Genomic DNA, 25,971 nt, shown 5'->3' on the forward strand with positions numbered 1-25,971 from the left:
CCGTCGGTTTCCAAGGGTCAGTCTGCCCTGTCTCGCTCGTACACGTCAGTCCGCGGCGGAGTGATCCCTTCCTGAACGACGGGTCGCCGCGGTCCCCTGCCGTCCAAGTAGCTGACGGTTCGTCAGATCGGCGCTACGGTGAAGCATGGAGACTTTCCCGAAGATCATCTCGGTGGACGACCACACGGTGGAGCCCCCTCACGTCTGGCGGGACCGGCTCCCGTCCCGCTACCGCGACATCGGCCCCCGGATCGTCCGCGCCCCCCTCAAGGAAATGACCTTCCTCGGCGGGAAGTTCGCCCCCGTCATGGGCGCCAAGGGCGACGACGGCCCCGTGGGCGACTGGTGGGTGTACGAGGACCTGCACCGGCCGCTCACCCGCCTCGACACCGCGGTGGGGTACGACCGTGACGAGATCAAGCTGGAAGTCATCACCTACGAGCAGATGCGCCCCGGGTCCTTCTCGGTTCCCGACCGCCTCGCCGACATGGACGTCAACCACGTCCAGTCCGCCCTCTGCTTCCCGACCTTCCCCCGCTTCTGCGGCCAGACCTTCACCGAGGCCAAGGACCGGGAGCTGGGCCTGCTCGGCGTACGGGCCTACAACGACTGGATGGTGGAGGAGTGGTGCGGCCCCGAGGCCCACGGCCGCCTGATCCCCCTCACCCTCGTCCCGCTGTGGGACCCCCACCTCGCCGCCGCCGAGGTCCGTCGCAACGCCGCCCGCGGCGTGCGCGCCGTCGCCTTCTCCGAGATCCCCCCGCACCTGGGCCTGCCGTCCATCCACACCGACGACTGGGACCCCTTCCTGCGGGCCTGCGACGAGACCGGCACGGTCATCGCCATGCACATCGGCTCCTCGTCGAGGATGCCCTCCACCTCGGCGGACGCCCCGCCCGCCGTCGGTTCCACCATCACCTTCGCCAACTGCTGCTTCTCGATGGTCGACTGGCTGATGAGCGGCAAGTTCGAACGCTTCCCCGGCCTGCGGATCATGTACGCCGAGGGCCAGATCGGCTGGATCCCCTACATCCTGGAGCGCGCGAACGTCGTCTGGGAGGAGAACCGCGGCTGGGGCGGAGTCGCCGACAAGGTGCTGCGCCCGCCGTCCGAGCTGTTCGCCGAACACGTCTTCGGCTGCTTCTTCGACGACGCCTTCGGCCTGAAGAACCTCGACTCCATCGGCGTGGGCAACGTCCTCTACGAGACCGACTACCCGCACTCGGACTCCACCTGGCCCCGGTCCCGCCAGGTCGGCGAGGCCCAGATGGGCCACCTCGACCCCGAGGTGGTCGACCGCATCGTCCGGGGCAACGCCATCGACCTGCTGGGCCTCACCCCCGAAGGGCTCTGGCCCGGCGCCTGACGGGCCCGCCCGGATCCCGCCAGGGGCCGGATCCCGCCAAGCCGGGCCGACCCGGGCCCGGCGCGAGGCCCCGGCCTTGCAACCGGGGCGTGCGGCGGGGCATGCTCGCCGGGGCGATCCGGGGAGGGATCATGGCGGTGGACAGGCGGAACGTGGTGACGGTGGTGCTCTGCGCCCTGGCGGCGCTGGGCGCGTCGGCGGCGGTGGCCGAGCTGGCACCCCCACCCGAAGGCACCGCCCCCGCGAAGGCCAAGGCCGCCGCGCCGGCCGCCACACCGGGCACCCCGTCCAGGTCGGGCGCGCCCAAGGCGCAGCTCGCCACCCCGCAGCCCGCGCCCGTCACCCCGCAGCCCGGCGGCCCCGCCGCCTTCACCGGGGCGCTGTTCACCGGCGGCCTCGACGGCGACCACTTCTGCACGGCCACCGTCGTCCGCAGCCCCGGCAAGGACCTCATCATCACCGCCGGCCACTGCCTTGCGGCCGGCGACCAGACCCGCGGCAACGCCGTCTTCGTCCCCGCGTACGCCAACGGCGCCGCCCCGTACGGCACGTGGAAGCTGGAGGAGGTCTACGAGGACTCCCGCTGGGCCGAGGACACCGACGACGACTACGACCTGGCCTTCGCCCGCCTCGCCCCCGACGACAAGGGCCGCCGCGTCGAGGACGTCGTCGGCTCCGCGACCCTCGACACCACGGGCCGCGCCGGCGAGGAGGTCACGGTGACGGGCTACCCCGCCGACCGGAAGGTCCCGCGGACCTGCACGGCGGTCTCCGTCCGGACGAGCGAGAAGGAGCAGCGCTTCGACTGCGCCGACTTCCCGGGCGGCACCAGCGGCAGCGCCTGGATAGGCCGCGACGGGAAGATCATCGGCATTCTGACCGGCGGTGACACGGACGACGTGTCCACCAGCACGGTCCTCGGCGACTACGCGGCGCGGCTCTACGCGAAGGCCACGCTCGGGCGCTAGGGCGGCGGCGGATGCCGTCCCGGCGGCGGGTGCCGTCCCGGTCGCCGGCGGGTGCGGTCAGGCCGGGTCGTCGTACCAGGAGAAGGCGGCGATCCGCCAGCCTTCCGGGGCGCGGACGAACTGGATGGTCTTCGTCCCGCCCCCCTCGTAGGGCTCGCCGTCCAGGAGACCGGACTTGCGGTAGGTGCCGAACCGGGAGGCGATGTCGCCGGTGATCTCGGTCCTCTCCGAGGTCTCCCACTCGGCGAACCCGACCAGCCGGCCGCCGTTCAACAGTTCCCGGCGGGGCTCGACGAACTCCTCCACGGTGTAGGCCGTGAACTCCGGGCCGGTGCGGACGATCAGCCCGCCCGGCAGCATCAGCCGGTGCAGGCGGTCCAGGTCGGCGGGCTTGCCGCCCCGGTTGTCGAACGCGGCGAAGAACTCGGCGGTCAGGGTGTCGATCTCGGCCTTGGACATGGCCGTGACGGTAACACCCTTGCGCGGTGCGGTGGTTGGGGCCTGCCGGCTAGGTCACCAGACCCAGGTGGACCGGCTCGGTCGCGGCCTCGGCGAGGAGGGCGGGCAGCCGCGGGGGCCACAGCGGTTCGCCCAGCGCGGCCAGGCGCCGCGGCGAGAGCCACTGCCAGTGGATGTCCGGCGATTCGAGGGTGGGCTCGCGGCGCGGGCCCGTGGTCACGTAGATGTGCTCGTGCTGGCGGACCGGGACGCCCTCGTGGGTGAAGTCGTGCTCCCAGGTGCACAGCAGCCGCTGCGGCTCCAGGTCGGTCCAGCCGGTCTCCTCGCGCAGTTCGCGCCGCACGCACTCCTCGGGGGTCTCGCCGGGGTCGATGCCGCCGCCCGGGGGCAGCCAGTGGATGCCGACTTCGATGTTGTTCTCGCGGAACAGGAACACGGACCCGCCGGGTGAGAGGACCACAATGCGGGCTGCCTGACGTGGAGTTCTCTTCATCAACGCAGGGTACGTCCGCCCGCCGGGCGCGCGGGAGAGGGCGGCGCCGACGTGATCGCCGCCGCCCCGTCCAGCTGCCCCGTCCCCCCGCCCGGCCGGCCCACCGCCCAGCCGTGCGCCCGTGCCGCCCGGCCGGCCGCCTCGCCGCCCCGCCGGCCGCCCGCCCCTACGCCGCCTGGAGCGCCAGCGTCGGCGACAGCCGGGCCGCGCGCACCGCCGGGTAGAGGCCCGCCAGGGTGCCGATGGCCAGGGTGGCCGCGAAGCCGCCCGCCACCGCCCAGGGCGGCACCACCCACGGCAGGCCGCCGACGCGGGCGTACACCCCCGTCGCGGCGCCGCCCAGCACGACGCCCGCGATCCCGCCGAGCCCCGACAGCAGCAGCGACTCCGTGACGAACTGGATCCGGATCTGCCCCTTGGTGGCCCCGAGCGAGCGGCGCAGCCCGATCTCGTGGCGCCGCTCCAACACCGAGATGATCATGGTGTTGGCGACGCCGACCCCACCCACCAGAAGGGCGATCCCGCCCAGCCCCAGCAGCAGCGTGCTGAACGCGCCCTCCGTGGCTGCCTTCGCCCGGAGCGCCGCCGAAGGGTCGCTCACCGACACCGCGCTCGGGGTGGAGGGGTTCGCCGTCCGCGCCAGGAGGGACCGTACGTCCGCCACCCGGTCGTCCGCCGAACGCTCGTACACCGCCGTCGGGTGGCCGTCGAAGCCCAGCAGGGAGCCGGCCGCCTCCCAGCCGACCAGCGCCGAGCGTTCGATCTCCGGTGCCAGCGGGATCGGGTCCAGGACGCCGGTCACGGTGAAGTACCGGCCCCCGATGAAGACCTGTTGACCGGGCGCCGTGATCCCCAGGCGCTGCGCGGCGACGTGCCCGAGCACCACCGAGGGGTAGCGGGCGGTGGCCCCGTTCAGCCAGGCGCCGCTGCGGACCCCGGCGCGCAGCGTGCCGAGCAGGTCGTCCTTGACGGCCTTGACGGCGATGCCGCCCGTCTCCGCCTTCGGGATGTTCTCGGAGCGGCGCACGGACACCGGGACGTCGCCGGTGGTGCCGATCGACTGGACGCCCTCGATCCGGCCGACCATGCCGGGGGCCTCGGGCGGCAGCCGGGTGTCCTGGCCGTCGAACACGCCCTGGCCCGGGGTGACGACCAGCATGTTCGTGCCCAGCCTGTCGAGCTCGCGCAGCAGTTTCGCCTGGCTGGACGAGGAGATCCCGACCACCGCGATCATCGTCGCGATGCCGATCGCGATCCCGAGCGCGGAGAGGAACACCCGCGCGGGGCGCGAGCGCAGCCCCGCCGAACCGGCGTGCAGGACGTCGCGGGGGGAGAGCCGGGGCGGAGCCAGGTTCCGGGCACGGGTCCGCGTACGGGAGTGCGTACGGGAGTGCGTGCCGGGGGCGGTGTCGCGCTCCGCGGCGCGCGGGTCGGCGCCGCTCACGACGCCTCCGCCGCGCGGCGGTTCCACACGTCCGCCACGACCTCGCCGTCACGGATGCGCACCTGCCGGGGCATGCTCGTCGCGATCTCGTTGTCGTGGGTGATCACGGCGATGGTGGCCCCGTCCTCGTTCAGCTCGTGCAACAGCTCCATCACCGACCGTCCCGAGGCCGTGTCCAGGGCCCCGGTCGGTTCGTCGGCCAGCAGCAGGTCCGGTTCGCCCGCGACCGCCCGGGCGATCGCCACCCGCTGCTTCTGGCCGCCCGACAGCTCGTGCGGCCGGTGCTCCGACCGGTCGCCGAGGCCCACCCGCTCCAGCGCCCGGGTCGCCCGCCGGCCGCGCTCGGCCCGGGAGAGCCCCGAGTACAGCAGCCCCTCGGCCACGTTCGCCCGCGCGCTGATCCCGGGCACCAGGTGGAAGGACTGGAAGACGAAGCCGACGTGGCGCGAGCGCAGCGCCGACAGCGCCCGGTCGGAGAGGGCGGCGACGTCGTGGCCGGCGATGCGGACCTCGCCGGCGCTCGGCCGGTCCAGGGTGCCGACGATGTGCAGCAGGGTGGACTTCCCCGACCCCGACGGGCCGACGATGGCGAGGAGTTCGCCGCTCATGACGGTCAGGTCCACCCCGCGCAGGGCCGAGACCCCGCCCGGGTACTCCTTGGTGACCCCGGCCAGCTCGACCACGGGGCGCGCGTACCGCCTCACAGCTTCGGCACCCCCACCCGCATGCCTTCCCGCAGGTCGCCGCCGGTCACCTCGACCCGGCCGGCTCCGAACATTCCCAGCCGTACGGGGACCTCGCGGACCCGGCCGCCCTCGACGACCTGCACGCCGAAGCCGCCGCCGGGCAGCGCGAGGAGGGCGTTCACCGGCACCGACAGCACCCCGGTGCGGGTCTCGCCCGGCAGGCTCACCGACACCGGTGCCCGGTCGGGTCCCTTGACCTCGCCCGGCCGCTCGAAGACCACCTCGACCTCGACCTTCGCCTTGTTGTCGGCCCCGCCGGGGCCACCGCCCCCGCCCGCGCCGCCCTGGTCCTCGTCGGCGGCGGCGCCCACCGCGTCGACGCGGCCCGGGGCGGTGGAGCCGTCCGGCAGGCGGACCGTGACCTTGTCCCCGGTGCGGACCGACCCGGCCTTCGCCGCCTCCAGCCGGAAGCGGACGACGCGTTCGGTCCCGGTCACCGTCAGCACCGGCTTGCCGGGACCGGGCTCGTCGCCGACCGCGGCCTCACCGCGCGCGACCCGCTGCGGACCGGAGGCGAAGGCGATGTCCTCCCTGGCGACCTCGCCCGTCTCCGGGGCCTTGTGGGCCTTCTGCCACCGCTTGACGGCCGCCGTCGTGCCCGCCGTGAAGGTGGGGTCCTGCGCGTCCAGGCCGGTCCCGTACCCGAGCGCCACCAGGTTCCGCTTGAGCTGCCTGACGTCCTCGCCCTTGTCGCCCGCCTTCATCGGCCGGTACACGGGCGTGCTCCCGTACATCAGGCGGACGGGCCTGCCGTTGACCTCGTAGAGCCGGCCGTCGCGCTCGACGGCCGCCCCCTCCGCCGCGATCCAGGTGAGGACGCCCGGACCCGAGGCGCTCAGCCGCCGCTCCCCGGTGTAGCCGAGGGTGCCGTCCACCTGGACGCCGGTGCTGAGGTCGCCGCGCCGGACCGGGGCGGTGTCCGGCGGCAGCGCGTCGGAGCGCTGCCGCCGGCCCCCGTCGTCCTCGGGCGGCGGGGCGAGGAGGGCGTAGCCGCCGCCCGAGACGGCGAGTACGGCGGCCAGCGCGGCCCACGGCCACCGGCGCCGCCGCCGGCGCGGCGCGGGTGCCGGGTCGGGGCCGGGCGCCCGGTCGGTCCCGGACGCCGGGTCGGTCCCGGACGCCGGGTCGGGGGCGGCGTACGCGTCCGGCTCCGGGTCCCGGGCGGCGTACGGCTTCGGCTCCGGCGCCGCCGCGGCGTACGGCCGCGCGCCGGTGTCGGCCGCGTCGGTGTCGCCCGCGCCGCCCATCAGGCCGCTTCGCACTTCTTCTGGGCCTCCTCGAAGGCCTTCTCCTGCCCCTTGGGGATCTCGGTGGCGGACTTCATGCCGCCGCCGTACTCGGGGTCCTTGAGCTCCACGCCGTTCTCGCGCATGCAGCGGATCCAGCGCAGCTCCTTGTCCTTCTCCTCCTGCGTGGGCTCCTTGCCGGACCCGGTCGACATCCCGCAGGCCTTCATGGCCTCCTGCATCTTCTGCGGGTCGGCGCCGCCGCCCACCGTCATCCCGCGCGGGTCCTGACCCGGCTCCGGGTCGGGGGCGTCCACCCCGTGGTCGCGCAGGCACTTGCGCATCTTCACCGCGTTGTCCGCGACGGCGCCGTCACCGCCGCCGGCGCCTCCGCCGTCCTCGCCGCCTCCGGCGCCGTTCGTACAGGCGGTGACGAAGAGGGCCAGCCCGGTCAGGGCGGCGGCCGTGGTCATGGTCAGGGATCGCTTCATGGGCCCGAGCGTGCGGGAAAGGGGGGTTTCGCTTCCCTCTCGTCTTCCGCTTACAACGACGAAATGTCGTTCTCCTGTAGAGAGGGCGGATGCGAGTTCTGGTGGTGGAGGACGAGGAGTTCCTCCGGGAGATGATCGCCGAGGGCCTGCGCCGCGACGCCCTGGCCGTCGACGAGGCGGGCGACGGCCTGGAGGCGCTGCGCCGGCTGCGCCTGGGCGAGTACGACGTCCTCGTCCTCGACCGGGACCTGCCCGGCCTGCACGGCGACGAGGTCTGCCGGCAGCTTGTCCGCGAGCGGCTCCACACCCGCGTGCTCATGCTGACGGCCTCCGGGACGGTGCGGGACCGCGTGGAGGGCCTCGGCCTCGGCGCCGACGACTACCTCACCAAACCCTTCGCCTACGACGAGCTCCTGGCCCGCGTCCTCGCCCTCGGCCGCCGCGCCCACCCCGCCCTGCCGCCCGTGCTGGAACGCTCCGGGCTCGCCCTCGACACCGCCCGCCGCACCGCGACCCGCGACGGGCGGCGCCTGTCCCTCTCGCGCAAGGAGTTCGCCGTCCTGGAGGCCCTGCTGCGGGCCGAGGGCGCGGTGCTGAGCAGCGACGACCTGGTCGAGCGGGTGTGGGAGGACGGCACCGGCTACCGCACCAACGCGGTACGCGTCACCCTCAGCAAGCTGCGCGCCAAGCTGGGCGAGCCCCCGCTGATCGAGACGGTCTCCGGAGCGGGCTACCGCGTCCACCCCGACACCGGGAGCCCGGCCGGCGCCCCGCCGAGCGGTGATCCGCGATGAGAGCGGTGCTCCACTCGGAGCGGGCCCGCCTCACCGCCCTCTACGGAACCCTTCTCGTCCTCGCGGGCGGCGGACTGGTCGCGCTGGTCAACGTCCTGCTGCGCAAACAGCTCTACGCCCGCATCAGCGGGGCCGTCACCACCGTCATGCCCGGCATCGCCGTCGACGCGGGCGCCGGAGTCGACCCGGCCCGTCCCGCCGACCCCTCCCACCCCACTCGCCTCCCCAGCACCGAGATGTCCTTCGCCCCCGCCCGCGAGCTGCCGCCCGGCGCGGCCCCCACCCCCGAACAACTCGCCGCCTGGAAGACCACCACCAACCTCTCCAACGCCGTCGAGCAGGCCGCCGTACGGGAACTGACGCTGGTCTCCCTCATCGCCCTCGCCGTGTTCGCCGTGCTGTCCCTCTGGCTGGCCTGGTGGATGGCGGGCCGAGTGCTGCGCCCCGTCGGCGTGATCACCGAGACGGCCCGCCGGCTGTCGGCGGCGAACCTGCACGAGCGGATCGGGCTCAAGGCCCCGCCCGGCGAGCTGAAGCGGCTGGCCGACACCTTCGACGGGATGCTCGACCGGATGGAGGACCTGGTGGGGGCCCAGCGCCGGTTCGCCGCCAACGCCGCGCACGAGCTGCGCACCCCGCTGGCCGTGCAACGGGCCGCCGCCGAGATCGGGCTGGCGGGGGACCCGGATCCGGCGAAGGTGGCACGGATCCGGGAGCGGCTCATCACGGTGGCCGAGTCCAGCGAGCACCTCGTCGAGTCGCTGCTGTTGCTCGCGGTCTCCGAGGAGGGCCTCCAATCGGCGCGGCCGGTGGACCTGACGGCCCTGGTGACGGCGGAGCTGACGGCGGCCGACCTGACGCCGACCCACCCGGCGCCGACCGACGCGGCGCCGACCGCCGGGGCACGGCCCGCCGGGCCGGCGGGCGACCCGGCCGCCGCGGCCCTTCCCGCGACGGGGGCCGACACACCGAGCGTCACGACCGCGCTCGCCCCGCTGACCGTCGAGGGCGACGCCGCGCTCCTCGGCCACCTCGTGCGCAACCTCCTCGACAACGCCGTGCGCCACAACCGCGCGGGCGGCCGGATCCACGTCGCCACCACCTCCGACGGCGACCTGACGGTGTCCAACACCGGCCCGCGCATCGAACCGGGGGAGGTGCCCCGGCTCCTGGAGCCGTTCCGCCGGCGCGCCGAACGCCGCCACACGGCCGGCGAGGGCGCGGGGCTCGGTCTGTCCATCGTCGCCTCCGTCGCCCGCGCGCACGGAGCGGAGCTGCGGGCCGAGGCCGGACCCGTCCCGGACGGCGGTCTGAGGGTGCGGATCCGCTTCCCGGGGGGCGGGTGAGGCGACGGGGCAGGGGTGTTCGCCCGGAACGAAGATCGGCTGATGTACGGTCGGTCCAATGAGCAAGCACGCCCGATCCCGCTCCCGCGGCCGCACGCGTACGCGCTCCCGTGCGGGCGGTCGTCCGCCGCGGGCGCTCTTGATCGTGTCGGCCCTCGGGTTGCTGGCCTTCGTCGCGGGGTGGGTACACGCCCTGAACGAGCCGCCCGGCGCCCCCGCCACGCCCGCGCGTTCGGACTCCCGCCCCCAGAGCGCCGACCGCGCCGCGCGCGACGCCGTCCGCCCGCAGACGCCCCGCCCCGAAGCGTCCCGACCCGACGCCCGGCAGGGGCTGCCGGCCGGACTGAGCGAGGGCGCCCGCGCCCGGATCCCGGCGGACTCCCGCCAACTGGTCCTGGTCACGGGGAAGGCGAAGGACTCCTCTGAGTCCGACGTCGCCCTCTACACGCGCGCCGCGCCCGGCGCCGACTGGACCCGTACCGCGCAGTGGCCGGGGCGCAACGGCGCCAAGGGCTGGTCCACCGAGCGCGCGTACGGGGACCTCACCTCCCCGGAGGGCGTGTTCTCCCTCACCGACGCGGGCGGCCTGCTGCCGCCCCCGCCCGGCACCCGGCTCCCGTACGACCGTGACGCGGCGTTCGTGCCGTCGGGCCGGGGGGTGAACGGGGAGTCCCTGGCGGGCTCCTTCGACTACGTGGTGGCCATCGACTACAACCGCCGCCAGGGGATGTCCCCGCTGGACCCGGCCAAGCCGGAGGGCGAGGGCAAGGGCGGCTACATCTGGCTCCACGTGGACCACGACGGCCCCTCGCAGGGCTGCGTCGGCATCCCCAAGGAGGGCATGAAGCAGCTCCTCCAGACCCTCGACCCGACCGCGAACCCGGTCATCGCGATGGGCCCCGCGGGCTTCTGACCCCGCCGGCCGCCCCAGCCCGGCCCCGGCCCCGCCTCCCCGCACCCGCCCGCCTCCCGCGCCGCCCGCCCCTCCCGGGACCCGCCGCCCGGACCCCGGCCCGGCCCGCGCCACGGTCGGCCTTCACCCGGTCCTCCCGCGTACCCCGCCCCGCGTTTCCCGCCGGCCGCCCCCGCCTGGCCCGCCTGCCCGCGCCACCCCGGACCGACCGCCCGCCGCCGGACCCCGGCCCGGCCCGGCCCGCGCCACGGCCGGCCTCGCCCCCGGCCCTCCCGCGTACCCCGCCCCGCGCCTCCCGCCGCCGCCCGGCACCTCGCCGCCCGGCACCTCGCCGCGCGCCCCGTCCCCGCGCGTCCCCCGCGTCGGCGCTCGGCGCGCCCCGCGCGAGGTCCCGCACACCCCTTGCCTGACGGACCGTCAGCTACGACGATGACCCGGCACCGGTATGACGAATCGGCGGCCGGGGTCGGACCGGCGCCGGACCGGCGGACGAAGGCGAGGCGGGCCCGTCATGGCACGCGTGTTCCCCGAAGGCCGGCTGGTGTACGGGATGCAGCTCCCGATCCAGTCGCAGAGCACCCTCTACGCCGAACCCTGGGAGGCGCGGGCCGGCGCCGACGACCTCGCCGAGGTGGCCCGCGCCGCCGACCGGGCCGGCTTCGGCTACGTGGCCACCTGTGACCACGTGGCCATCCCGCGCCGCCTCGCCGGCCCCATGAGCACCGTCTGGTACGACCCGGTGGCCACCCTGGCCTTCCTGGCCGGGATCACCGAGCACGTCCGGCTGCTCAGCCACGTGGCGATCGTCGGCCTGCGCCACCCCCTGGTCACCGCCAAGCAGTACGCGACGCTCGACCACCTCAGCGGCGGCCGGCTGATCCTCGGGGTCGGGGCCGGTCACGTCCAGGAGGAGTTCGAGGTCCTCGGCGTCGACTTCGAGCGGCGCGGGGCGGTCCTCGACGAGACGCTCGACGCGCTGCGGGCGGCGCTGGGGCCGGAGGAGTACCCGGAGTTCCGGGGCGAGCGCTTCGCCTTCCGCGACCTCGGCCAACTGCCCCGGCCGACCCAGGCGCGGATCCCCGTCTGGGTCGGCGGCTCCTCGCCCGCCGCCGTGCGCAGGGCCGCGGTGCGCGGGGACGGCTGGCTCCCGCAGGGCGACCCGCGCGAGCGCCTCCCCGGGCAGATCGCCCGGATCCGCGAGCTGCGCGAGGCCGCCGGCAACCCCCGCCCCATCGAGATCGGCGCGATCACCGAGGCGCTCTACGTCGGCGAGCCGGGCTGGGACACCGGCCGCCGGGCGCTGACCGGCAAGGCGGCGGCGCTCGCGGAGTCGCTGCGGGAGTACCGGGCGCTGGGCGTGGACCAGATCCAGGTCCGTTTCCGCAGCCGCGACCGGGCCGAACTCGTCGACCAGATCACCGCCTTCGGGGCCGAGGTGGCCCCCCTCCTCAACGACTAGGGGCTGACGGACCATGGGCAAGCTGGACGGGCGCGTCGTCGTGATCACCGGCGCGGCGCGCGGGCAGGGCGAGCAGGAGGCCCGGCTGTTCGCGGCCGAGGGCGCGCGGGTGCTGCTGGGCGACGTACTGGACGAGCGGGGCGCGGCCGTCGCCAAGGAGATCGGCGAGGACCGGGCCCGGTACGTACGGCTCGACGTGACCCGGGAGGAGGACTGGGCGGCGGCGGTGTCCGTGGCGCGGGAGGCCTTCGGTCGGATCGACGGCCTGGTCAACAACGCGGGCATCCTGCGCTTCAACGAGCTGACCGCGACCCCGCTGGAGGAGTTCCGGCAGCTGATCGAGGTCAACCAGGTCGGGGCCTTCCTCGGGATCAAGACGATCGCCCCCGAGATCGAGGCCGCCGGCGGCGGGACCATCGTCAACACCTCCTCGTACACCGGCCTGACGGGCATGGCCTACGTCGGGGCCTACGCGGCGACCAAGGCCGCGATCCTCGGCCTGACCCGGGTGGCCGCGCTGGAGCTGGCCGGCAAGGGGATCCGGGTCAACGCCATGTGCCCGGGGGCGGTGGACACGCCCATGGCCAACCCGGGGCTGCTGGACCCGGACGGCGTCACCGAGGAGGCGCGCGGGGCGATGGACGGGCTGTACCGGCGGGTGGTGCCGCTCGGGCGGGTGGGCCGGCCCGAGGAGATCGCCCGGCTGGCGCTGTTCCTGACCGGCGAGGACTCCTCGTACATCACCGGTCAGCCCTTCGTCGTGGACGGCGGCTGGATGGCGGGCGTCAGCGTCCTCTGAGCCCTTTCTGATGGAGCGTCAGGTATTGACGGGCCGGCGCTGCCGGTGGAACAGTCGGACCATCGAATCTGACGACACGTCAGAAACCTAAGGACGGTGAACCCCCTTGGAATTCGGGCTCTTCGTGCAGGGATACGTGCCCCAGGCGCGGTCCAGGGTCGACCCCGAGGCGGAGCACAAGGCGCTGCTGGAGGAGACCGAGTACGTCATCCAGGCCGACCAGTCCGGCTTCAAGTACGCCTGGGCCTCGGAACACCACTTCCTGGAGGAGTACTCCCACCTCTCGGCGAACGAGGTCTTCCTCGGCTACCTGGCCGCCGCGACCGAGCGGATCCACCTCGGCTCCGGCATCTTCAACCTGCTGGCCCCGGTCAACCACCCCGTGAAGGTGGCCGAGAAGGTCACCATGCTGGACCACCTCTCCAAGGGCCGCTTCGAGTTCGGCACCGGGCGCGGCGCCGGCAGCCACGAGATCCTCGGCTTCATGCCCGGCATCACGGACATGAACCACACGAAGGAGATCTGGGAGGAGACCATCGCGGAGTTCCCCAAGATGTTCCTCCAGGAGGAGTACGAGGGGTTCCAGGGCAAGCACTGGTCGCTGCCGCCGCGCAAGGTCTTCCCCAAGCCGTACGGCAAGGCCCACCCGGCCATGTGGTACGCCGCCGGCTCCCCGTCCTCGTACGCCATGGCGGCGAAGAAGGGGCTCGGCGTCCTCGGGTTCAGCGTCCAGAAGGTCTCCGACATGGAGTGGGTGCTGGAGCAGTACAAGACGGCGATCCGGGAGGCGAAGGCGATCGGCGCCTTCGTCAACGACAACGTGATGGTCACCTCGACCGCGATCTGCGCCGAGACCCACGAGAAGGCCGTCGAGATCGCCGTCAACGCCAACATGAACCGCTTCCAGTCGCTGGTCTTCCGCTACCACGACACCTTCCCGCGCCCGGAGGCCATCCCGCAGTGGCCCGAGACGCTGCCGGAGTACAACGCGGAGATCATCGAGCTGCTCATCGCCGAGGAGCTGCTGATCTGCGGTGACCCGTCGGAGGTCCGCGCCCAGTGCAAGCGGTGGGAGCAGGCGGGGGCGGACCAGCTGTCCTTCGGCCTGCCGACGGGCGTCTCCAAGGAGGACACGCTCACCACGATCAAGCTGATCGGCGAGCACGTCATCCCCCACATCGACACCGACCCGGTGCACCGCACCACCCGCTTCCGCCAGTCCGCCTGACCGGCGGGAGGAGCCGGGGCGGCGTCTTCCCGGACCGCCGCCCCGTGCGGAGCCGGCCGGAGCGCGCGGGGCGGCGGCCCGCCGCACGCGCTCCGGCCGGACCCGCGTACGCCGACCCCGCCCGTACGCCGACCCGCCCGCACACCGCCCCGCGCCGGGGCGGGTCGAAACCGCCGAGCCGCGAAGACCGGGAACACCGGGAGGAAGGGACGTCATGCTCGACCACCTCATCAAGGGAGCGACCGTCGTCGACGGGACCGGCACACCCCCGCGCCTCGCGGACGTCGGCCTGCGCGACGGGCGGATCGCCGTCATCGCCGAGCCGGGCGGGATCACGGAAGAGGCCCGGACGAGCGAGGACGCCACCGGACTCGTCCTGACCCCCGGATTCATCGACCCGCACACCCACTACGACGCCCAGCTCTTCTGGGACCCCTACGCCACCCCCTCCATGAACCACGGCGTCACCACCGTCGCCGGCGGGAACTGCGGCTTCACCCTGGCCCCCCTCAACCCCGACCGCCCCGAGGACGCCGACTACACCCGCCGCATGATGAGCAAGGTCGAGGGCATGGCCCTCGCCGCCCTGGAGGAGGGCGTCGACTGGACCTGGTCCACCTTCGGGCAGTACCTCGACGCCCTCGAAGGCCGCATCGCCGTCAACGCCGGCTTCATGGTCGGCCACTGCGCCCTGCGCCGCCACGTCATGGGCGAGGACGCCGTGGGCGGACAACCCACCCCCGAGCAACTGGAGCGGATGGTCGCCCTCGTCCACGAGGCCATGGACGCCGGCGCCTGGGGCCTGTCCACCACCCAGTCCTCCACCCACTCCGACGGGGACGGCGCCCCCGTCGCCTCCCGGCACGCCGGCCCCGCCGAACTCCTCGCCCTCTCCCGGGCCGTCGGCGAACACGAGGGCACCCAGCTCGAAGCGATCGTCGCGGGCTGCCTCGACCAGTTCTCCGACGAGGAGATCGACCTCTTCGTCGACATGAGCGCCGCCGCCGGCCGCCCCCTGAACTGGAACGTCCTCACCATCGACGCCGCCGTCCCCGAACGCGTCCCCCGCCAACTGATCCCCAGCGAACGCGCCCGCAAGGCGGGCGGCCGCATCGTCGCCCTGACCATGCCGATCCTCACCCCCATGAACATGTCCCTGGGGACCTTCTGCGCCCTCAACCTCATACCCGGCTGGGGCGAGGTCCTCGGCCTGCCCGTCCCCGAACGCGTCGCGCGACTGCGCGACCCCGAGGTCCGCGCCGAGCTGCTGCGCCGCGCCTCCGCCAAGGAGGCCGGCGTCTTCCGGCGCCTGGCCGACTTCCGGCGCTACGTCATCGGGGACACCTACAGCGAGGCGAACGAGGGCCTGTCGGGCCGCGTCGTCGGCGACATCGCCGCCGAACGCGGCCAGGACCCCTTCCACTGCCTCGTGGAGATCTGCGCCAACGACGACCTGCGCACCGTCCTGTGGCCCATGCCCACCGACAACGACCCCGCCAGCTGGGCCCTGCGCGCCGAGACCTGGAGCCACGAGGACGTCATGCTGGGCGGCTCGGACGCCGGCGCGCACCTGGACCGGATGTGCGGGGCTCCGTACACGACCCGGTTCCTCGGCGACTGCCTGCGCGGGCGCCGGCTGGTGCCGCTGGAGCGGGCGGTGCAGATGCTGACGGACGAGCCGGCCCGCCTGTTCGGGCTGCGCGAGCGCGGCCTGATCGCCGAGGGCCACCACGCGGACCTCGTCCTGTTCGACCCGGAGCGCATCGAGGCCGGCCCCGCGACCCTGGTCCACGACCTGCCCGGGAACAGCCCGCGGCTGGACGCGCGGGCGATCGGGATCGTGTCCGTACGGGTCAACGGCGTCGAGACCGTCCGCGACGACGAGCTGACGGGGGCGGTCCCGGGGATCGTGCTCCGCTCCGGGCGGGACACGAGGACGGTGAGCACCCGATGAGCCGGGCCCCGCAGAGGCTGTACATCGGCGGCGAGTGGGTGGAGCCGGACGGCGGCCACTACGAGGTGGTCAACCCGGCGGACGAGTCCGTCGTCGGCCTGGCCCCCGAGGCCTCGCGCGCCCAGGTCGAGGAGGCGGCCCGCGCCGCCGCCGAGGCCTTCGACACCTGGTCCCGCACGACCCCCGAGGAGCGGGCGGCGATCCTCGACCGGGCGGCCGACGTCATGCAACGGGAGTTCGAACCGTGGGCGGAGCTGGCCCGGGCGGAGACCGGCGCCCCGACGGGCATCGCGCGCGGCATGCAGGTCGGGGTCGGGGTGTCCCGCTTCCGGCGGTACGCGCGGGGCGCCCTGGAACCGGTGGAGCGGGGGCTGCCCCCGCAGGTCACCGAGGCGGGCCCGATGGGTGGGGCGAGCGTGCTCGGGGCCCTGGAGGTGCGCCAGCCGGTCGGCGTCGTCACCTGCGTGACCTCGTACAACAACCCGTGGGCGAACCCGGCGGGCAAGGTGGCCCCGGCCCTGGCCATGGGCAACACCGTGTTGGTCAAGCCGGCCCCGCAGGACCCGCTGTCGGTCTTCCGGATGGCCGAGGCCCTGCACGAGGCGGGGGCCCCCGCGGGGGTGGTGAACGTGGTCTCGGGGGCCTCCGTCGAGGTCGGCGAGGCGGCCGTGGACTCCCCGTACGTGGACATGGTGTCCTTCACCGGCTCCACGGCGGTGGGGCAGCGCATCGCCGAGGTGTGCGGGCGCGGCATGAAGCGGCAGCTGATGGAGCTGGGCGGCAAGGGCGCGGCGGTGGTCCTGGAGGACGCCGACCTCGACGCCGCGGTGAGGGGTATCGGCACCACCTTCTCCTTCTACAGCGGTCAGATCTGCACCGCCCCGACCCGGGTGATCGTCCACCGCTCGGTGTACGCGGAACTGCTGGAGAAGCTGACCGGCTACCTGGCCTTCATGAAGGTCGGCGACCCGGGCGAGCGGGGCACGGTGGTCGGCCCGGTGATCTCGGCGGCGCACCGCGACCGGGTGGAGTCGTACGTGGAGCTGGGCCGCAAGGAGGGCGCCCGGATCGTCCGCGGCGGCGAGCGCCCGGTGGTCGGCGGGGGCCGGGGCTTCTACGTGGCGCCGACCCTGCTTGCGGACTGCACCCCCGACATGCGGGTGGTCCGGGAGGAGATCTTCGGGCCGGTCGTGGTGGTGGTCCCGTACGAGGGGGACGACGCGGAGGCGGTCCGGCTGGCGAACGACAGCGACTTCGGCCTGCTGAGCTACGTGTGGTCCAAGGACCCGGCGCGCGCCTTCCGGGTGGCGCGGCGGCTGCGGGCGGGCGGGGTCGGCGTGAACACGATCGGCCGGAACATGGAGGCGCCGTTCGGCGGCTTCAAGCGGAGCGGGGTGGGGCGGGACGTGGGCTCGTACGCGCTGCACGCGTACAGCGAAATCCAGTCGATCGTCTGGACGACGTAGGTCGGGGGCGCCGTCGGCGGGGCGGTGCGGGGCGCCCGTGCCTTGCCCCGCACCGCCGGTCGGCCGGCCGAAAACTCGCACGGGAAAGTTTTGAACCGCCCAAAACGGGCACTCCTGCGGTTTCCGTATTCCGGAAACGTCGGTCCGGGTCCTGTCAAAGGCCGGATGGATGCCTGAGTGAACCTTGTATTGCGGTTCCGTGAACTCTCCCGGCTCGGGAATCAAAGGTCATCCGGGCCGCAAGCATCCGGACTTAAGTCCTCCAGATGTGGAAACCGCACCGTCTAACGTCCTGACCCATGACACAGCTGGACGTTCGGCCTCGGGTCGGAGACACGGTAAGCGGCGTCGCCGAGGGCGGCGTCCGCGGCAAGGGCCTCGGCAAGGGGTCCGTCGGTTTGATGGGCAGCGCCGTCATCGGCATCTCCACCGTCGCCCCCGTCTACTGCCTCACCTCGACCCTCGGCTCCACCGCCGGCGAGGTCGGGGTCCAGATGCCGGCGGTCTTCCTCGCCGGCTTCCTCCCGATGCTCCTCGTCGCCTTCGCGTACCGCGAGCTCAACAAGGCCATGCCGGACTGCGGCACCTCCTTCACCTGGACCGTCAAGGCCTTCGGCCCCCGGATCGGCTGGATGTGCGGCTGGGGCCTGGTGATCGCCACGATCATCGTCCTGTCCAACCTGGCCGGCGTCGCCACCTCGTACTTCTGGCTGCTGGCCGGCGAGATCACCGGCAATCCCTCGATCGCCGCCCTGGACGACAACAAACTCGTCCACATCCTCACCTGCCTGAGCCTCATCGCCGTCGCCACGGCCATCAGCTACCGCGGCATGACCGCCACCAAGGGCGTCCAGTACACCCTGGTCGGCCTCCAGCTCGTCGTCCTCGCCCTCTTCGTGGCCATGGCCTTCCAGAAGGCCTCCGCCGGCACCTTCGACACCGGCCTGGACTTCACCTGGCAGTGGATGAACCCCTTCGCGGTCGAGTCCATGGGCGCCTTCACCGCCGGACTCTCCCTCTCGATCTTCATGTACTGGGGCTGGGACGCCTGCCTGGCCACCAACGAGGAGACCACCGGCTCCGCCAAGACCCCCGGCCGCGCCTCGCTCATCGCGATGGTCGTCCTCGTCGGCTCCTACCTCGCCACCGGCATCGCCGCCCAGATGGCCGTCGGCTCCGGCGAGAACGGCCTCGGCCTCGGCAACCCGGAGACCTCCGGCAACGTCTTCGCCGCCCTCGCCGGCCCCGTCATGGGCCCGATGCTCGGCATCCTGCTCTTCGTCGCCGTCCTGGCCTCCGCCGCCGCTTCGCTCCAGACCACGTTCATCCCGGTCGCCCGCACCGTCCTGGCCATGTCGACCTACGAGGCCCTGCCGCCCGCCTACGCCAAGGTCCACCCGCGCTTCAAGACCCCCGGCCGCGCCACCGTCATGGCGGGCGTCGCCACCGGCGGCTTCTACACGATCATGACCCTGGTCAGCGAGAACGTCCTCACCGACACGATCTTCGCCCTCGGCCTCATGATCTGCTTCTACTACTCGCTGACCGCCTTCGCCTGCGCCTGGTACTTCCGCGGCGACCTGCGCCGCTCCACCCGCGACCTGTTCTTCAAGGGCGTCTTCCCCGTCCTCGGCGGACTGCTGCTCGCCGCGGTCTTCTGCAAGACCCTGATGGACGCCTGGGACCCGGCCTACGGATCCGGCTCCGCCGTCCTCGGCGTCGGCAGCGTCTTCTTCATCGGCGTCGGCCTCCTCGTCCTCGGCCTGGGCATCATGGTCGTCACCGAACGCCGCAGCCCCGCCTTCTTCCGCGGCGAGGTCCTGACGAAGTCCACCCCGGCCCTGGTGGTCGAGGACTGACCCGAACCCGAGCCCTCCCACCCGCTGTGTCATCCCGCGGCCCCGGATCCCCCCGATCCGGGGCCGCGGGCCGTTCCCGCTGACGGCGCAGTGACCGCCGGCGCGGCGAGGTCGTTGGGCGGGGCATGAACGCCATGAAGCGCACCCTCTCCGCCTTGGTCCTCTCCGGCGGGGCCGCCCTCGCCCTCACCCCCGGCGCGGCCCTCGCCGCCGAGGGCCCCGACATCCAGGGGCCCCCGATCGTCAAGCGCGTCACCGACGTGGTCGACCACCCCGCGCAGACCGTCCAGGACACGAAGACGGCCCTGGAGGTCACGGCCGGAGCCGCCGACAGCGCCTCGAAGGCCACCAACAGCTCCCTGGCCGGAGCCGGCACCGCCCTCTCCGCCGGCATGCCGCAGGCCCCGAAGGCCGGCTGAGGCGCGGACGCTCCACCACCCCCGCCCCGGGGCGGGGGTGGGGGCTCAACCCCAGGTGCGGGAGCAGAGCACGAGACGGTAGCCGTCGGGGTCGGTGACGGTGACGCCGTAGTCGTCCCAGTAGGGGTTGTGGGAGGAGACGCGGGTGCCGCCGTGGTCGATGAGACGGCGCACGAGCGCGTCGTCGGGGGCCTGGCCGAGGTAGACCACGAACAGGTCGTCGACGGTGGGGGTGGGGGTCAGCGGGGCCTCGGGGTCGTGGGTCAGCTCGAAGTGCCACCCGCCGCCGGTCGGCCCGACCATGAGCAGGTCGTGCTCCCCGGAGACGTGCCCGCTGGTCCGCCACAGGACGTCGAGCCCGAGACCGTCTACGTAGAACCGCTCGGCGGCGTCCAGATCGAGGGAGGGCCGGGCGACGCGGATGTGGGTCAGTGAATCGATCATGCGCGGAGGCTACGGCTCCGGCTCCCGCCCGGGGGACGCCGGGGACGGGATGTGTCAGATGGTCGGGGGCGGGGGGCCGGCGTCCCCCGGGGCGGGGTCGGGTGAGTGTCGGGGGTTTCCCGCCAGTCCACTGTCCTTCCGTGCCGTGGCGGTCCCTCAAGGGCGCTCACTTCGTTCGCGTCGCTTCGCGATGGCCTTCGGCCACCCTTGACCGACCGCCCCGTCCCGGAATGCCAAAGACTGTCGGGAACCCCCCGAAGGAACGGTCCGGACGATCCTTGGACATGCGGGCCGCCCGAACCACCTCCCGGAGCACCCAACGCCCCAGATCGCTACGCGCTGCCCACGGATTGGCGTCTGCGAGCCGCCATGGGTTGGACATAAGCCGCCCACGATCGCTACGCGCTCCTCATGGGTTGGCGACTGCCGGCCGTCTGGGGTGAAGAGGCCCCCGCGTGAGTGATCCGGGTCACATTCCTTGGGTGTGGGCGATGAGTTTCGGACGACTCGGCAGTCTTCCTTTCAGTAGACGTTCGAGACACACAGGAGACGCCACCATGCGCATTGTCATCACCGAGTTCATCAGCCTCGACGGCATCGTGCAGGCCCCGGGCGGCCAGGGTGAGGACAACGACGGCGGTTTCGCCCACGGTGGTTGGTCGGGCCCCTTCTTCGACCCCGAGGTGGTCGGTGGCGCCTTCGCCAACGCCGCGTCGAAGGCCGAGGCGCTGCTCTTCGGTCGTCGCACCTGGCAGACGATGGCGGGCGCGTGGCCGGCCCGCGCGGGAGACCCCTTCGCCGACCGCATGAACTCGATCGCCAAGTACGTCGTCTCCGAGACCCTCACCACGGCCGACCTCACCTGGAACAACACCACCCTCATCCCCGGCGACAAGGCCGTGGCGGGCGTCCGGGACCTGCGGGAGAAGGACGGCGGCGACCTCCTCATCATGGGCAGCCCCACCCTCGTCCGCACCCTGCTGGCCGAAGGGCTGGTGGATGAGCTCCAGCTCATCGTCATGCCCGTCCTCCTCGGCGGTGGGAAGTCCATCTTCCCGTCGGACGGTGGCCTCCGGACGCTCGAACTCGTCTCCACGGTCACCAGCAGCACCGGTGTGAACGTCTGCACCTACCGACCGAAGGCCGCCTGACCCACCCGACTCCCATCCCCTCCGTCCCGTCCCCTCACCCCAGACGGCCGGCAGTCGCCGAGATATGAGGAGCGCGTAGCGATCGTGGGCGGCTTATGTCCGGCCCATGGCGGCCCGCAGACGCCGAAATGTGAGGAGCGCGTAGCGATTTGGGGCGTTGGGTGCTCCGCAAGGCGCTCTGGGCATCGTCTCGCTCCGGTACGGGCCTTGCCGGGTGGGAGGAGGGGGCTTGGGTGGTCGTGCGGGTGGCGGGCCCTCCCCGCATCGGAGTCAGAGCCGTCGCATCCATGACAAGGCCGTATGGGCAACTGTCCCCCCTCCCGTTCCTTCGCGGGGTTCCCGACAGTCTTTGGCATTCCGGGACGGGGCGGTCGGTCAAGGGTGGCCGAAGGCCATCGCGAAGCGACGCGAACGAAGTGAGCGCCCTTGAGGGACCGCCACGGCACGGAAGGACAGTGGACTGGCGGGAAACCCCCGACACTCACCCGACCCCGCCCCAGGGGACGCCGCCCCACCCCCGAGCCACCCGTAAAAGCAGGTGCGGGCCGGGAGGGCCCCGCCTAGCGTGGCGTCGATGAGCAGCGACTATCCATTCGCCGACGGCTACAACCTCGTCTGGGATCTGACCGGCTTCGGTGGTCCGGACGAGGAGCTGGTGGAGTCCGTCTCGCTGTCCCGTGACCAGTACTTGGAGATACGTCACCTCTTCGCGCTCGGCGACGATCCGTGGATGGTGGCCGGCGAGTACCGCGTCGCGCCGGGCATCTGGACGCGGGTGCGGAGCGCCGTCCCGGGGGTCCGGTTCGAGCGTGACGCGGACTACTTCCTCGGCGCCCGTCAGGCCCTGCCTGACGGGCGTTTTTGGCGTCCGGCCCCGGGCGTGCCGGCCCCCGGCCCCGTACCGCCCCCGTAGGGGCGGCGCTAGGCGGTGACGCTGCCGAGGAAGGTCGTCCAGCCGGCGGGGCTCACCGCCAGCTCGGGGCTCGCGTCGAGCTTCGAGTCCCGGACGTGCACGGTGTCGGCGCAGGCCGCCACCTCGACGCAGTTGTCACCGTCGCCGCTGCTGTAGCTGGACTTGTGCCAGGAGAGGGCGACCTCGACGCAGCTGTCGCCCTGGCTGCCGCTGTAGCTGCTCTTGAACCACCGGAGCTGGGAGCTGTTCACAGGGAACCTCGCATTCGCATCAACAGGCCCACGCTGTCCGCAGGATTGAGAGCCTGGATGCGAAGTTTGGCATACCGCTGGTGGAACAAGCTGACCTCTTTCGGGTCGGAGATGACCCGGCCGGTCTGTTGGCCCTCGCTGTAGCCGAACCACTCGTGCTCATGGGATTCGAGCAGTTGGAAGGGGCCGTCGGTACCCGCGTGCTCGGGGCTCACCGACGGCATGATCTGGATGTCCACGTTCGGCAGTCGGGCACATGCCAGCAGATGGTCGATCAGCTGGCGCGTCACTTCCGGTCCGCCCGTCTGCCGCTCGATCACCGGTTGTTCGATGATGAAGCTGAAGGACGTGTAGGGCGTGCGGGTCAGCAGTTTCTGCCGCTCCAGGCGTCGCGCGATGCGGTCCTCGGCCTCTTGGGCCGTTGGCATGGGCGGCACGTTCTCGATCAGGGTTCGTGCGTAGGCCTCCGTCTGGAGCAGCCCAGGCACCACCCTGCACTCGTAGGTGTTGAGCGCGACCGCAGTCTCTTCCAGCTCGGCCCAGCGCCGGAACCACTTCGCCAGCCCGCGCCTGCGGTCGAGCTGCCGCGCCGCGATCTGGATCACCCCGAACGCGTCCAGGACCTCCTCCGCCTTGTTCACGAACTTCACCGACGGGTGTCGGCGGCCCTGCTCCACCGAGGCCACGTACTGAACCGAGTACCCGACCAGCGGATGCAGTTGTTCCTGCGTCAGGCCGGCGCGTTTCCGGCAGGCCTTGACGGTCTCGCCGAAGTTCTTCAGGTCGGCATCGGGTTCCGCCTTGTCGCCCTTGCCGCCGCTGCTGTCGTCGTCCGCCGTCATCACGGTCACCTCCCCGAAGCAATGCTCACGTTCGGTGACCGCGCCTGTCCAGAGAGTCGGCTGCTACAGATCGAAGGTAGTAGTCGAGGTGCTGGGAACTTCCCTTGTCGCAGGGGATTTTCGGTCCATGACCACCTCTCGCAGTTCCCATCGCGGCCTCGTACGCGTGTTCACTCAGCGTTTCAGCAGTACCCCGCGCGGGGCTCGGCTCGCGCGGCAGTTGGCCCTCGTGGAGCTGCACGACTGGGGCGTGGCGGAGGGGACGGAGCAGGCCGACGGCGCCGGGTTGGTCATCGCCGAGCTGGCCGCCAACGCCGTGGCGCACGGGCGGCTTCCCGGGCGGGACTTCGAGCTGCGGCTGACGCTGCTGGGCGGGGTCGTGCGCGTGGAGGTGTCCGACGCGCGCCGTGAGCGGCGGCCCGTCGTGCGACCGCACGCGTACGGGGCGGAGTCCGGCTACGGGCTGAGGTTGGTGGACGGTCTGGCGTCCGACTGGGGCGTGGTGGACCGGGTCGTCGGCAAGACGGTCTGGGCGGAGATCGGCGCGCGCCGCGTTCCCCGCCCGGACCGTGGGTGATCCGTTACGACTTCGGCAGCGGCGGCAGGGAGGGGAGCTTGCCGTCGCTCTTCTGGAAGGTGTCGGTGCCGGCGGCGCCCTCCCAGGTGACCTTCAGGGTGTTGGCGTCGGCGGAGTCGACCTTGCCCTTCGAGCGGGTGGCGCCGGGCGGGCACTTCAGGTCGAAGGTCTTGCCGTTGGTGGTGCCCTCGCAGGTCTGGCCGGTGGCGGCCTCGACGACGAACGCCATCTGGCCCTTGACGGTGAGGACGACGCCCTGGCCCGGCTTGGCCATCGCGATCCAGCCGCCGTCCAGGCTGCCCGCGGCGCCGCCTGCGTCGGGGGTGGTGCCCGCGGCCGGGGCGGAGGCGGCGGGGGACGGCTTCTTGTCCGCCGTGGCCGGGGCCGGGTCGCTGCCGCAGGCGGTCAGGGTCAGGGTGGCGACGACCCCGGTGGCGGCGGCGACGGCGAGGCGCTGGTGGTAGAGCACGGGAAGGTCTCCCAAGGGAAGGAATGCGGGCGGTCGAGAGTGCGCCAACGTACCTGTCCCACAGGTCGCCTGGCGCACCTTCAGACACGCGTGCGGGCACCCTTCCGGTTCCCCGGCCGGCTGTCCTAGAGGTACTGGGCGAAGTCGTCGAGCACCCGCAGGATCTCCGCCTCGCGGGCCGAGGGGAGTTGGAGGACGACCTCCTCGATGCCCAGGTCGGCGTAGTGGGCGAGCTTGCCGGGGTTGGGCTGGACGGCGTACGGGACCACGCGGAGGGTCTTCGGGTCGCGTCCGGCGTCCTCCCAGGCGGCGCGCAGCACCGGCAGGGTCTCGGTGAGGCCTCCGCCGCCGATGGGGAGCCAGCCGTCGGCGTGGTCGGCGATGGCGGCGAACAGCTTGGGGCCGGCCGCGCCGCCGATGAGGGTGCGCGGACCGTACAGGGGTCGTCCGGGGGTGAGTTCGCGCGGGGGCTGGACCGGCTTGGGGTGGGCGTGGCTGGCCTGGACGGAGCCGTACGGGCCCTCGTGGGCGGTGGGGTCGGGTGCCCACAGGGCGCGCATCAGGGCCATGTGGTCGCGGACGCGGTCGCGGCGGGTGGGCCAGGAGACGCCGTGGTCGGCGGCTTCCTCGACGTTCCAGCCGTACCCGATGCCGAGGGTCAGTCGGCCGCCGCTGAGGTGGTCGAGGGTGGCGACCTGCTTGGCGAGGCCGATGGGGTCGTGCTGGGCGACGAGGGTGACGCCGGTGCCCAGGCGCAGGCGTTCGGTGACGGCGGCGGCCTGGGCGAGGCCGACGAAGGGGTCGAGGGTGCGGCCGTAGCGTTCGGGGAGTTCGCCGCCGGTGGGGGCCGGGGTGACGCGGCTGATCGGGATGTGGGTGTGTTCGGGGAGGTAGAGGGCGGCGAAGCCGCGTTCCTCCAGGTGGTGGGCCAGTCGGGTGGGGGAGACGGTGCGGTCCGTGAGGAAGACGGTCGTGGCGATCCGCATGGTCGAGGGCACCTCCGCGTGGTGGGGGAGGCCAAGGTAGAGCGTTCCGCGTGAAGTGGGCAGGGGCGTGTGATGGGGTGGGCGGCATGAACGGCATGGAGACGAGCACGATCACGGTCGCGGAGCGGCTGCACGGCTACCCGGGGGTGGCCTTCGGCGGTTACGTCGCGGGCCTGTTGGCCGCCCGGACCGGGGCGCCGGCGGTCCCGGGGGCCGTACGGGTGGACTTCCGGCGGCCGGTGCCGACGGGCGTGGCGGTGCGGATCGCGGCCGGCGCGGACGGGGGAGCGGAGCTGTTCGACGGGGAGGGGCTGCTGCTCGCCTCCGCGACGGCGGCGCCCGTCCCCGCCGGGGAGGTGCCGGACCCGCCGTCCTGGGCGGAGGCGTCGAAGGCCGCCGACGCCTACCGGGCGGACCCGCCGGGTGGTGAGGCGGGCTGCTTCGGCTGCGGGCTGGAGCGCACCCCGGCGACGGGGCTGCGGTTGCACTGCGGCCTGGTCCCGGGGCGGGACCTGGTCGCGGCGGCCTGGCGGCCGGGGCCCGAACTGCTCGGGGTGGACAGGGTGTTGCCGCCGGAGCTGGTGTGGGGGGCGCTGGACTGTCCGGGGAACGCGGCGGGTCGGCTGCTGGACGGGGGGCCGGCGGGCGCGGTCACGGCCTCGCTGACGGGGCGGCTGTTGCGGCCGGTGCCGGCTTCCGGCGGGCTGGTCTCGTACGCCTGGCTGCTCGGCTCGGAGGGCCGCAAGTGCCGGGTGGGTACGGCCCTGGCGACGGCCGAGGGGGAGCTGTGCGCCTACGCCGAGGCGTTGTGGATCCGGCCCAGGCCGCAGGGCTGAGCGCGGCCGGCGGGGCCCCGGTCCGAAGACCGCCGCCCGGGGGCGGTGGACAAACCCCGCCGGCCTGTGCAG

The 25,971-nt window shown here is 73.2% G+C and carries 27 protein-coding genes; 16 read left to right on the top strand and 11 right to left on the bottom strand.

The window, feature by feature from the left end; translation table 11 throughout:
• The first annotated feature begins 145 nt into the window (after positions 1 to 145).
• Together AB0D01_RS29295 and AB0D01_RS29300 are read left to right on the top strand one after the other, a co-directional pair.
• Entirely contained in the window at positions 146 to 1,366 is a 1,221-nt protein-coding gene (locus tag AB0D01_RS29295) for an amidohydrolase family protein (RefSeq protein WP_363060431.1), read from the top strand.
• A 131-nt stretch (positions 1,367 to 1,497) separates the two neighbouring features.
• Positions 1,498 to 2,334: a trypsin-like serine protease gene (locus AB0D01_RS29300; protein WP_363060433.1), complete on the top strand. Its 837-nt coding sequence runs from the start codon at positions 1,498 to 1,500 to the stop codon at positions 2,332 to 2,334.
• A 57-nt stretch (positions 2,335 to 2,391) separates the two neighbouring features.
• Here AB0D01_RS29300 and AB0D01_RS29305 read toward each other — a convergent pair whose 3' ends face one another.
• The 6 genes from AB0D01_RS29305 to AB0D01_RS29330 form a co-directional block, all read right to left on the bottom strand.
• On the bottom strand, positions 2,392 to 2,793 hold the full coding sequence (locus AB0D01_RS29305; protein ID WP_363060434.1) for a DUF4440 domain-containing protein: 402 nt from the start codon (positions 2,791 to 2,793) through the stop codon (positions 2,392 to 2,394).
• A gap of 49 nt (positions 2,794 to 2,842) precedes the next feature.
• Positions 2,843 to 3,286, bottom strand: coding sequence for an NUDIX domain-containing protein (locus AB0D01_RS29310; RefSeq protein WP_363060436.1), 444 nt, complete (start codon positions 3,284 to 3,286; stop codon positions 2,843 to 2,845).
• A gap of 166 nt (positions 3,287 to 3,452) precedes the next feature.
• A complete protein-coding gene (locus AB0D01_RS29315) occupies positions 3,453 to 4,637 on the bottom strand; it encodes an ABC transporter permease (protein WP_363060577.1) in 1,185 nt (394 codons plus the stop codon).
• A gap of 89 nt (positions 4,638 to 4,726) precedes the next feature.
• Complete coding sequence (locus tag AB0D01_RS29320) at positions 4,727 to 5,434, bottom strand: ABC transporter ATP-binding protein (RefSeq protein ID WP_363060438.1); 708 nt, start codon at positions 5,432 to 5,434, stop codon at positions 4,727 to 4,729.
• Positions 5,431 to 6,738 (bottom strand): peptidoglycan-binding protein, encoded by a 1,308-nt coding sequence (locus tag AB0D01_RS29325; RefSeq protein WP_363060440.1) that lies wholly within the window; start codon positions 6,736 to 6,738, stop codon positions 5,431 to 5,433. Before AB0D01_RS29325 ends, AB0D01_RS29320 begins: the two co-directional genes overlap by 4 nt.
• Positions 6,723 to 7,193 carry a hypothetical protein gene (locus AB0D01_RS29330; RefSeq protein ID WP_363060442.1) on the bottom strand — a complete coding sequence of 157 codons (471 nt, stop codon included), beginning with the start codon at positions 7,191 to 7,193 and terminating at the stop codon, positions 6,723 to 6,725. The genes AB0D01_RS29325 and AB0D01_RS29330 overlap by 16 nt, the downstream gene beginning before the upstream one ends.
• An 89-nt stretch (positions 7,194 to 7,282) precedes the next feature.
• Here AB0D01_RS29330 and AB0D01_RS29335 point away from each other — a divergent pair, with 89 nt between their 5' ends.
• The 10 genes from AB0D01_RS29335 (at position 7,283) to AB0D01_RS29380 (ending at position 19,430) form a co-directional block, all read left to right on the top strand.
• Entirely contained in the window at positions 7,283 to 7,987 is a 705-nt protein-coding gene (locus tag AB0D01_RS29335; RefSeq protein WP_363060444.1) for a response regulator transcription factor, read from the top strand.
• Positions 7,984 to 9,333 carry an ATP-binding protein gene (locus AB0D01_RS29340; protein ID WP_363060446.1) on the top strand — a complete coding sequence of 450 codons (1,350 nt, stop codon included), beginning with the start codon at positions 7,984 to 7,986 and terminating at the stop codon, positions 9,331 to 9,333. The genes AB0D01_RS29335 and AB0D01_RS29340 overlap by 4 nt, the downstream gene beginning before the upstream one ends.
• 58 nt (positions 9,334 to 9,391) lie before the next feature.
• Entirely contained in the window at positions 9,392 to 10,246 is an 855-nt protein-coding gene (locus tag AB0D01_RS29345; RefSeq protein WP_363060448.1) for a L,D-transpeptidase family protein, read from the top strand.
• A 511-nt stretch (positions 10,247 to 10,757) separates the two neighbouring features.
• Entirely contained in the window at positions 10,758 to 11,705 is a 948-nt protein-coding gene (locus AB0D01_RS29350; protein ID WP_363060450.1) for an LLM class F420-dependent oxidoreductase, read from the top strand.
• Positions 11,706 to 11,718: 13 nt separating this feature from the next.
• Complete coding sequence (locus AB0D01_RS29355; protein WP_363060452.1) at positions 11,719 to 12,504, top strand: glucose 1-dehydrogenase; 786 nt, start codon at positions 11,719 to 11,721, stop codon at positions 12,502 to 12,504.
• Between the two features lie 106 nt (positions 12,505 to 12,610).
• Positions 12,611 to 13,732, top strand: a complete 1,122-nt coding sequence (locus tag AB0D01_RS29360) for an LLM class flavin-dependent oxidoreductase (RefSeq protein WP_363060454.1) — start codon at positions 12,611 to 12,613, stop codon at positions 13,730 to 13,732.
• Between the two features lie 214 nt (positions 13,733 to 13,946).
• On the top strand, positions 13,947 to 15,686 hold the full coding sequence (locus tag AB0D01_RS29365; protein WP_363060456.1) for a D-aminoacylase: 1,740 nt from the start codon (positions 13,947 to 13,949) through the stop codon (positions 15,684 to 15,686).
• Complete coding sequence (locus tag AB0D01_RS29370) at positions 15,683 to 17,152, top strand: aldehyde dehydrogenase family protein (protein ID WP_363060458.1); 1,470 nt, start codon at positions 15,683 to 15,685, stop codon at positions 17,150 to 17,152. The genes AB0D01_RS29365 and AB0D01_RS29370 overlap by 4 nt, the downstream gene beginning before the upstream one ends.
• Before the next feature lie 299 nt (positions 17,153 to 17,451).
• Positions 17,452 to 19,011, top strand: a complete 1,560-nt coding sequence (locus AB0D01_RS29375; RefSeq protein WP_363060460.1) for an APC family permease — start codon at positions 17,452 to 17,454, stop codon at positions 19,009 to 19,011.
• Positions 19,012 to 19,136: 125 nt separating this feature from the next.
• Positions 19,137 to 19,430: a hypothetical protein gene (locus tag AB0D01_RS29380; protein ID WP_363060462.1), complete on the top strand. Its 294-nt coding sequence runs from the start codon at positions 19,137 to 19,139 to the stop codon at positions 19,428 to 19,430.
• Positions 19,431 to 19,475: 45 nt separating this feature from the next.
• On the opposite strand, the gene AB0D01_RS29385 is transcribed toward AB0D01_RS29380, so the two are convergent.
• Entirely contained in the window at positions 19,476 to 19,874 is a 399-nt protein-coding gene (locus AB0D01_RS29385) for a VOC family protein (RefSeq protein ID WP_363060464.1), read from the bottom strand.
• Positions 19,875 to 20,431: 557 nt separating this feature from the next.
• Between AB0D01_RS29385 and AB0D01_RS29390 the strand changes: the two genes are divergently transcribed.
• A complete protein-coding gene (locus tag AB0D01_RS29390) occupies positions 20,432 to 21,025 on the top strand; it encodes a dihydrofolate reductase family protein (RefSeq protein ID WP_363060466.1) in 594 nt (197 codons plus the stop codon).
• A gap of 574 nt (positions 21,026 to 21,599) precedes the next feature.
• A complete protein-coding gene (locus tag AB0D01_RS29395) occupies positions 21,600 to 21,938 on the top strand; it encodes a hypothetical protein (protein WP_363060467.1) in 339 nt (112 codons plus the stop codon).
• Positions 21,939 to 21,946: 8 nt separating this feature from the next.
• Here AB0D01_RS29395 and AB0D01_RS29400 read toward each other — a convergent pair whose 3' ends face one another.
• Both AB0D01_RS29400 and AB0D01_RS29405 read right to left on the bottom strand, forming a co-directional pair.
• A complete protein-coding gene (locus AB0D01_RS29400) occupies positions 21,947 to 22,189 on the bottom strand; it encodes a DUF397 domain-containing protein (RefSeq protein WP_363060469.1) in 243 nt (80 codons plus the stop codon).
• Positions 22,186 to 23,031, bottom strand: coding sequence for a helix-turn-helix transcriptional regulator (locus AB0D01_RS29405; protein WP_363060471.1), 846 nt, complete (start codon positions 23,029 to 23,031; stop codon positions 22,186 to 22,188). Before AB0D01_RS29405 ends, AB0D01_RS29400 begins: the two co-directional genes overlap by 4 nt.
• Positions 23,032 to 23,158: 127 nt before the next feature.
• Between AB0D01_RS29405 and AB0D01_RS29410 the strand changes: the two genes are divergently transcribed.
• On the top strand, positions 23,159 to 23,608 hold the full coding sequence (locus AB0D01_RS29410; RefSeq protein ID WP_363060473.1) for an ATP-binding protein: 450 nt from the start codon (positions 23,159 to 23,161) through the stop codon (positions 23,606 to 23,608).
• A 4-nt stretch (positions 23,609 to 23,612) separates the two neighbouring features.
• Here the strand turns inward: AB0D01_RS29410 and AB0D01_RS29415 are convergent, their stop codons facing one another.
• Together AB0D01_RS29415 and AB0D01_RS29420 are read right to left on the bottom strand one after the other, a co-directional pair.
• On the bottom strand, positions 23,613 to 24,077 hold the full coding sequence (locus AB0D01_RS29415) for a hypothetical protein (protein WP_363060475.1): 465 nt from the start codon (positions 24,075 to 24,077) through the stop codon (positions 23,613 to 23,615).
• A 125-nt stretch (positions 24,078 to 24,202) separates the two neighbouring features.
• Entirely contained in the window at positions 24,203 to 25,063 is an 861-nt protein-coding gene (locus AB0D01_RS29420; protein WP_363060476.1) for a TIGR03619 family F420-dependent LLM class oxidoreductase, read from the bottom strand.
• 86 nt (positions 25,064 to 25,149) lie between these two features.
• Here AB0D01_RS29420 and AB0D01_RS29425 point away from each other — a divergent pair, with 86 nt between their 5' ends.
• Entirely contained in the window at positions 25,150 to 25,899 is a 750-nt protein-coding gene (locus AB0D01_RS29425) for a hypothetical protein (protein WP_363060478.1), read from the top strand.
• Positions 25,900 to 25,971 lie beyond the last annotated feature (72 nt).

Source organism: Streptomyces sp. NPDC048606 (assembly GCF_040650855.1).
Lineage (GTDB): Bacteria > Actinomycetota > Actinomycetes > Streptomycetales > Streptomycetaceae > Streptomyces.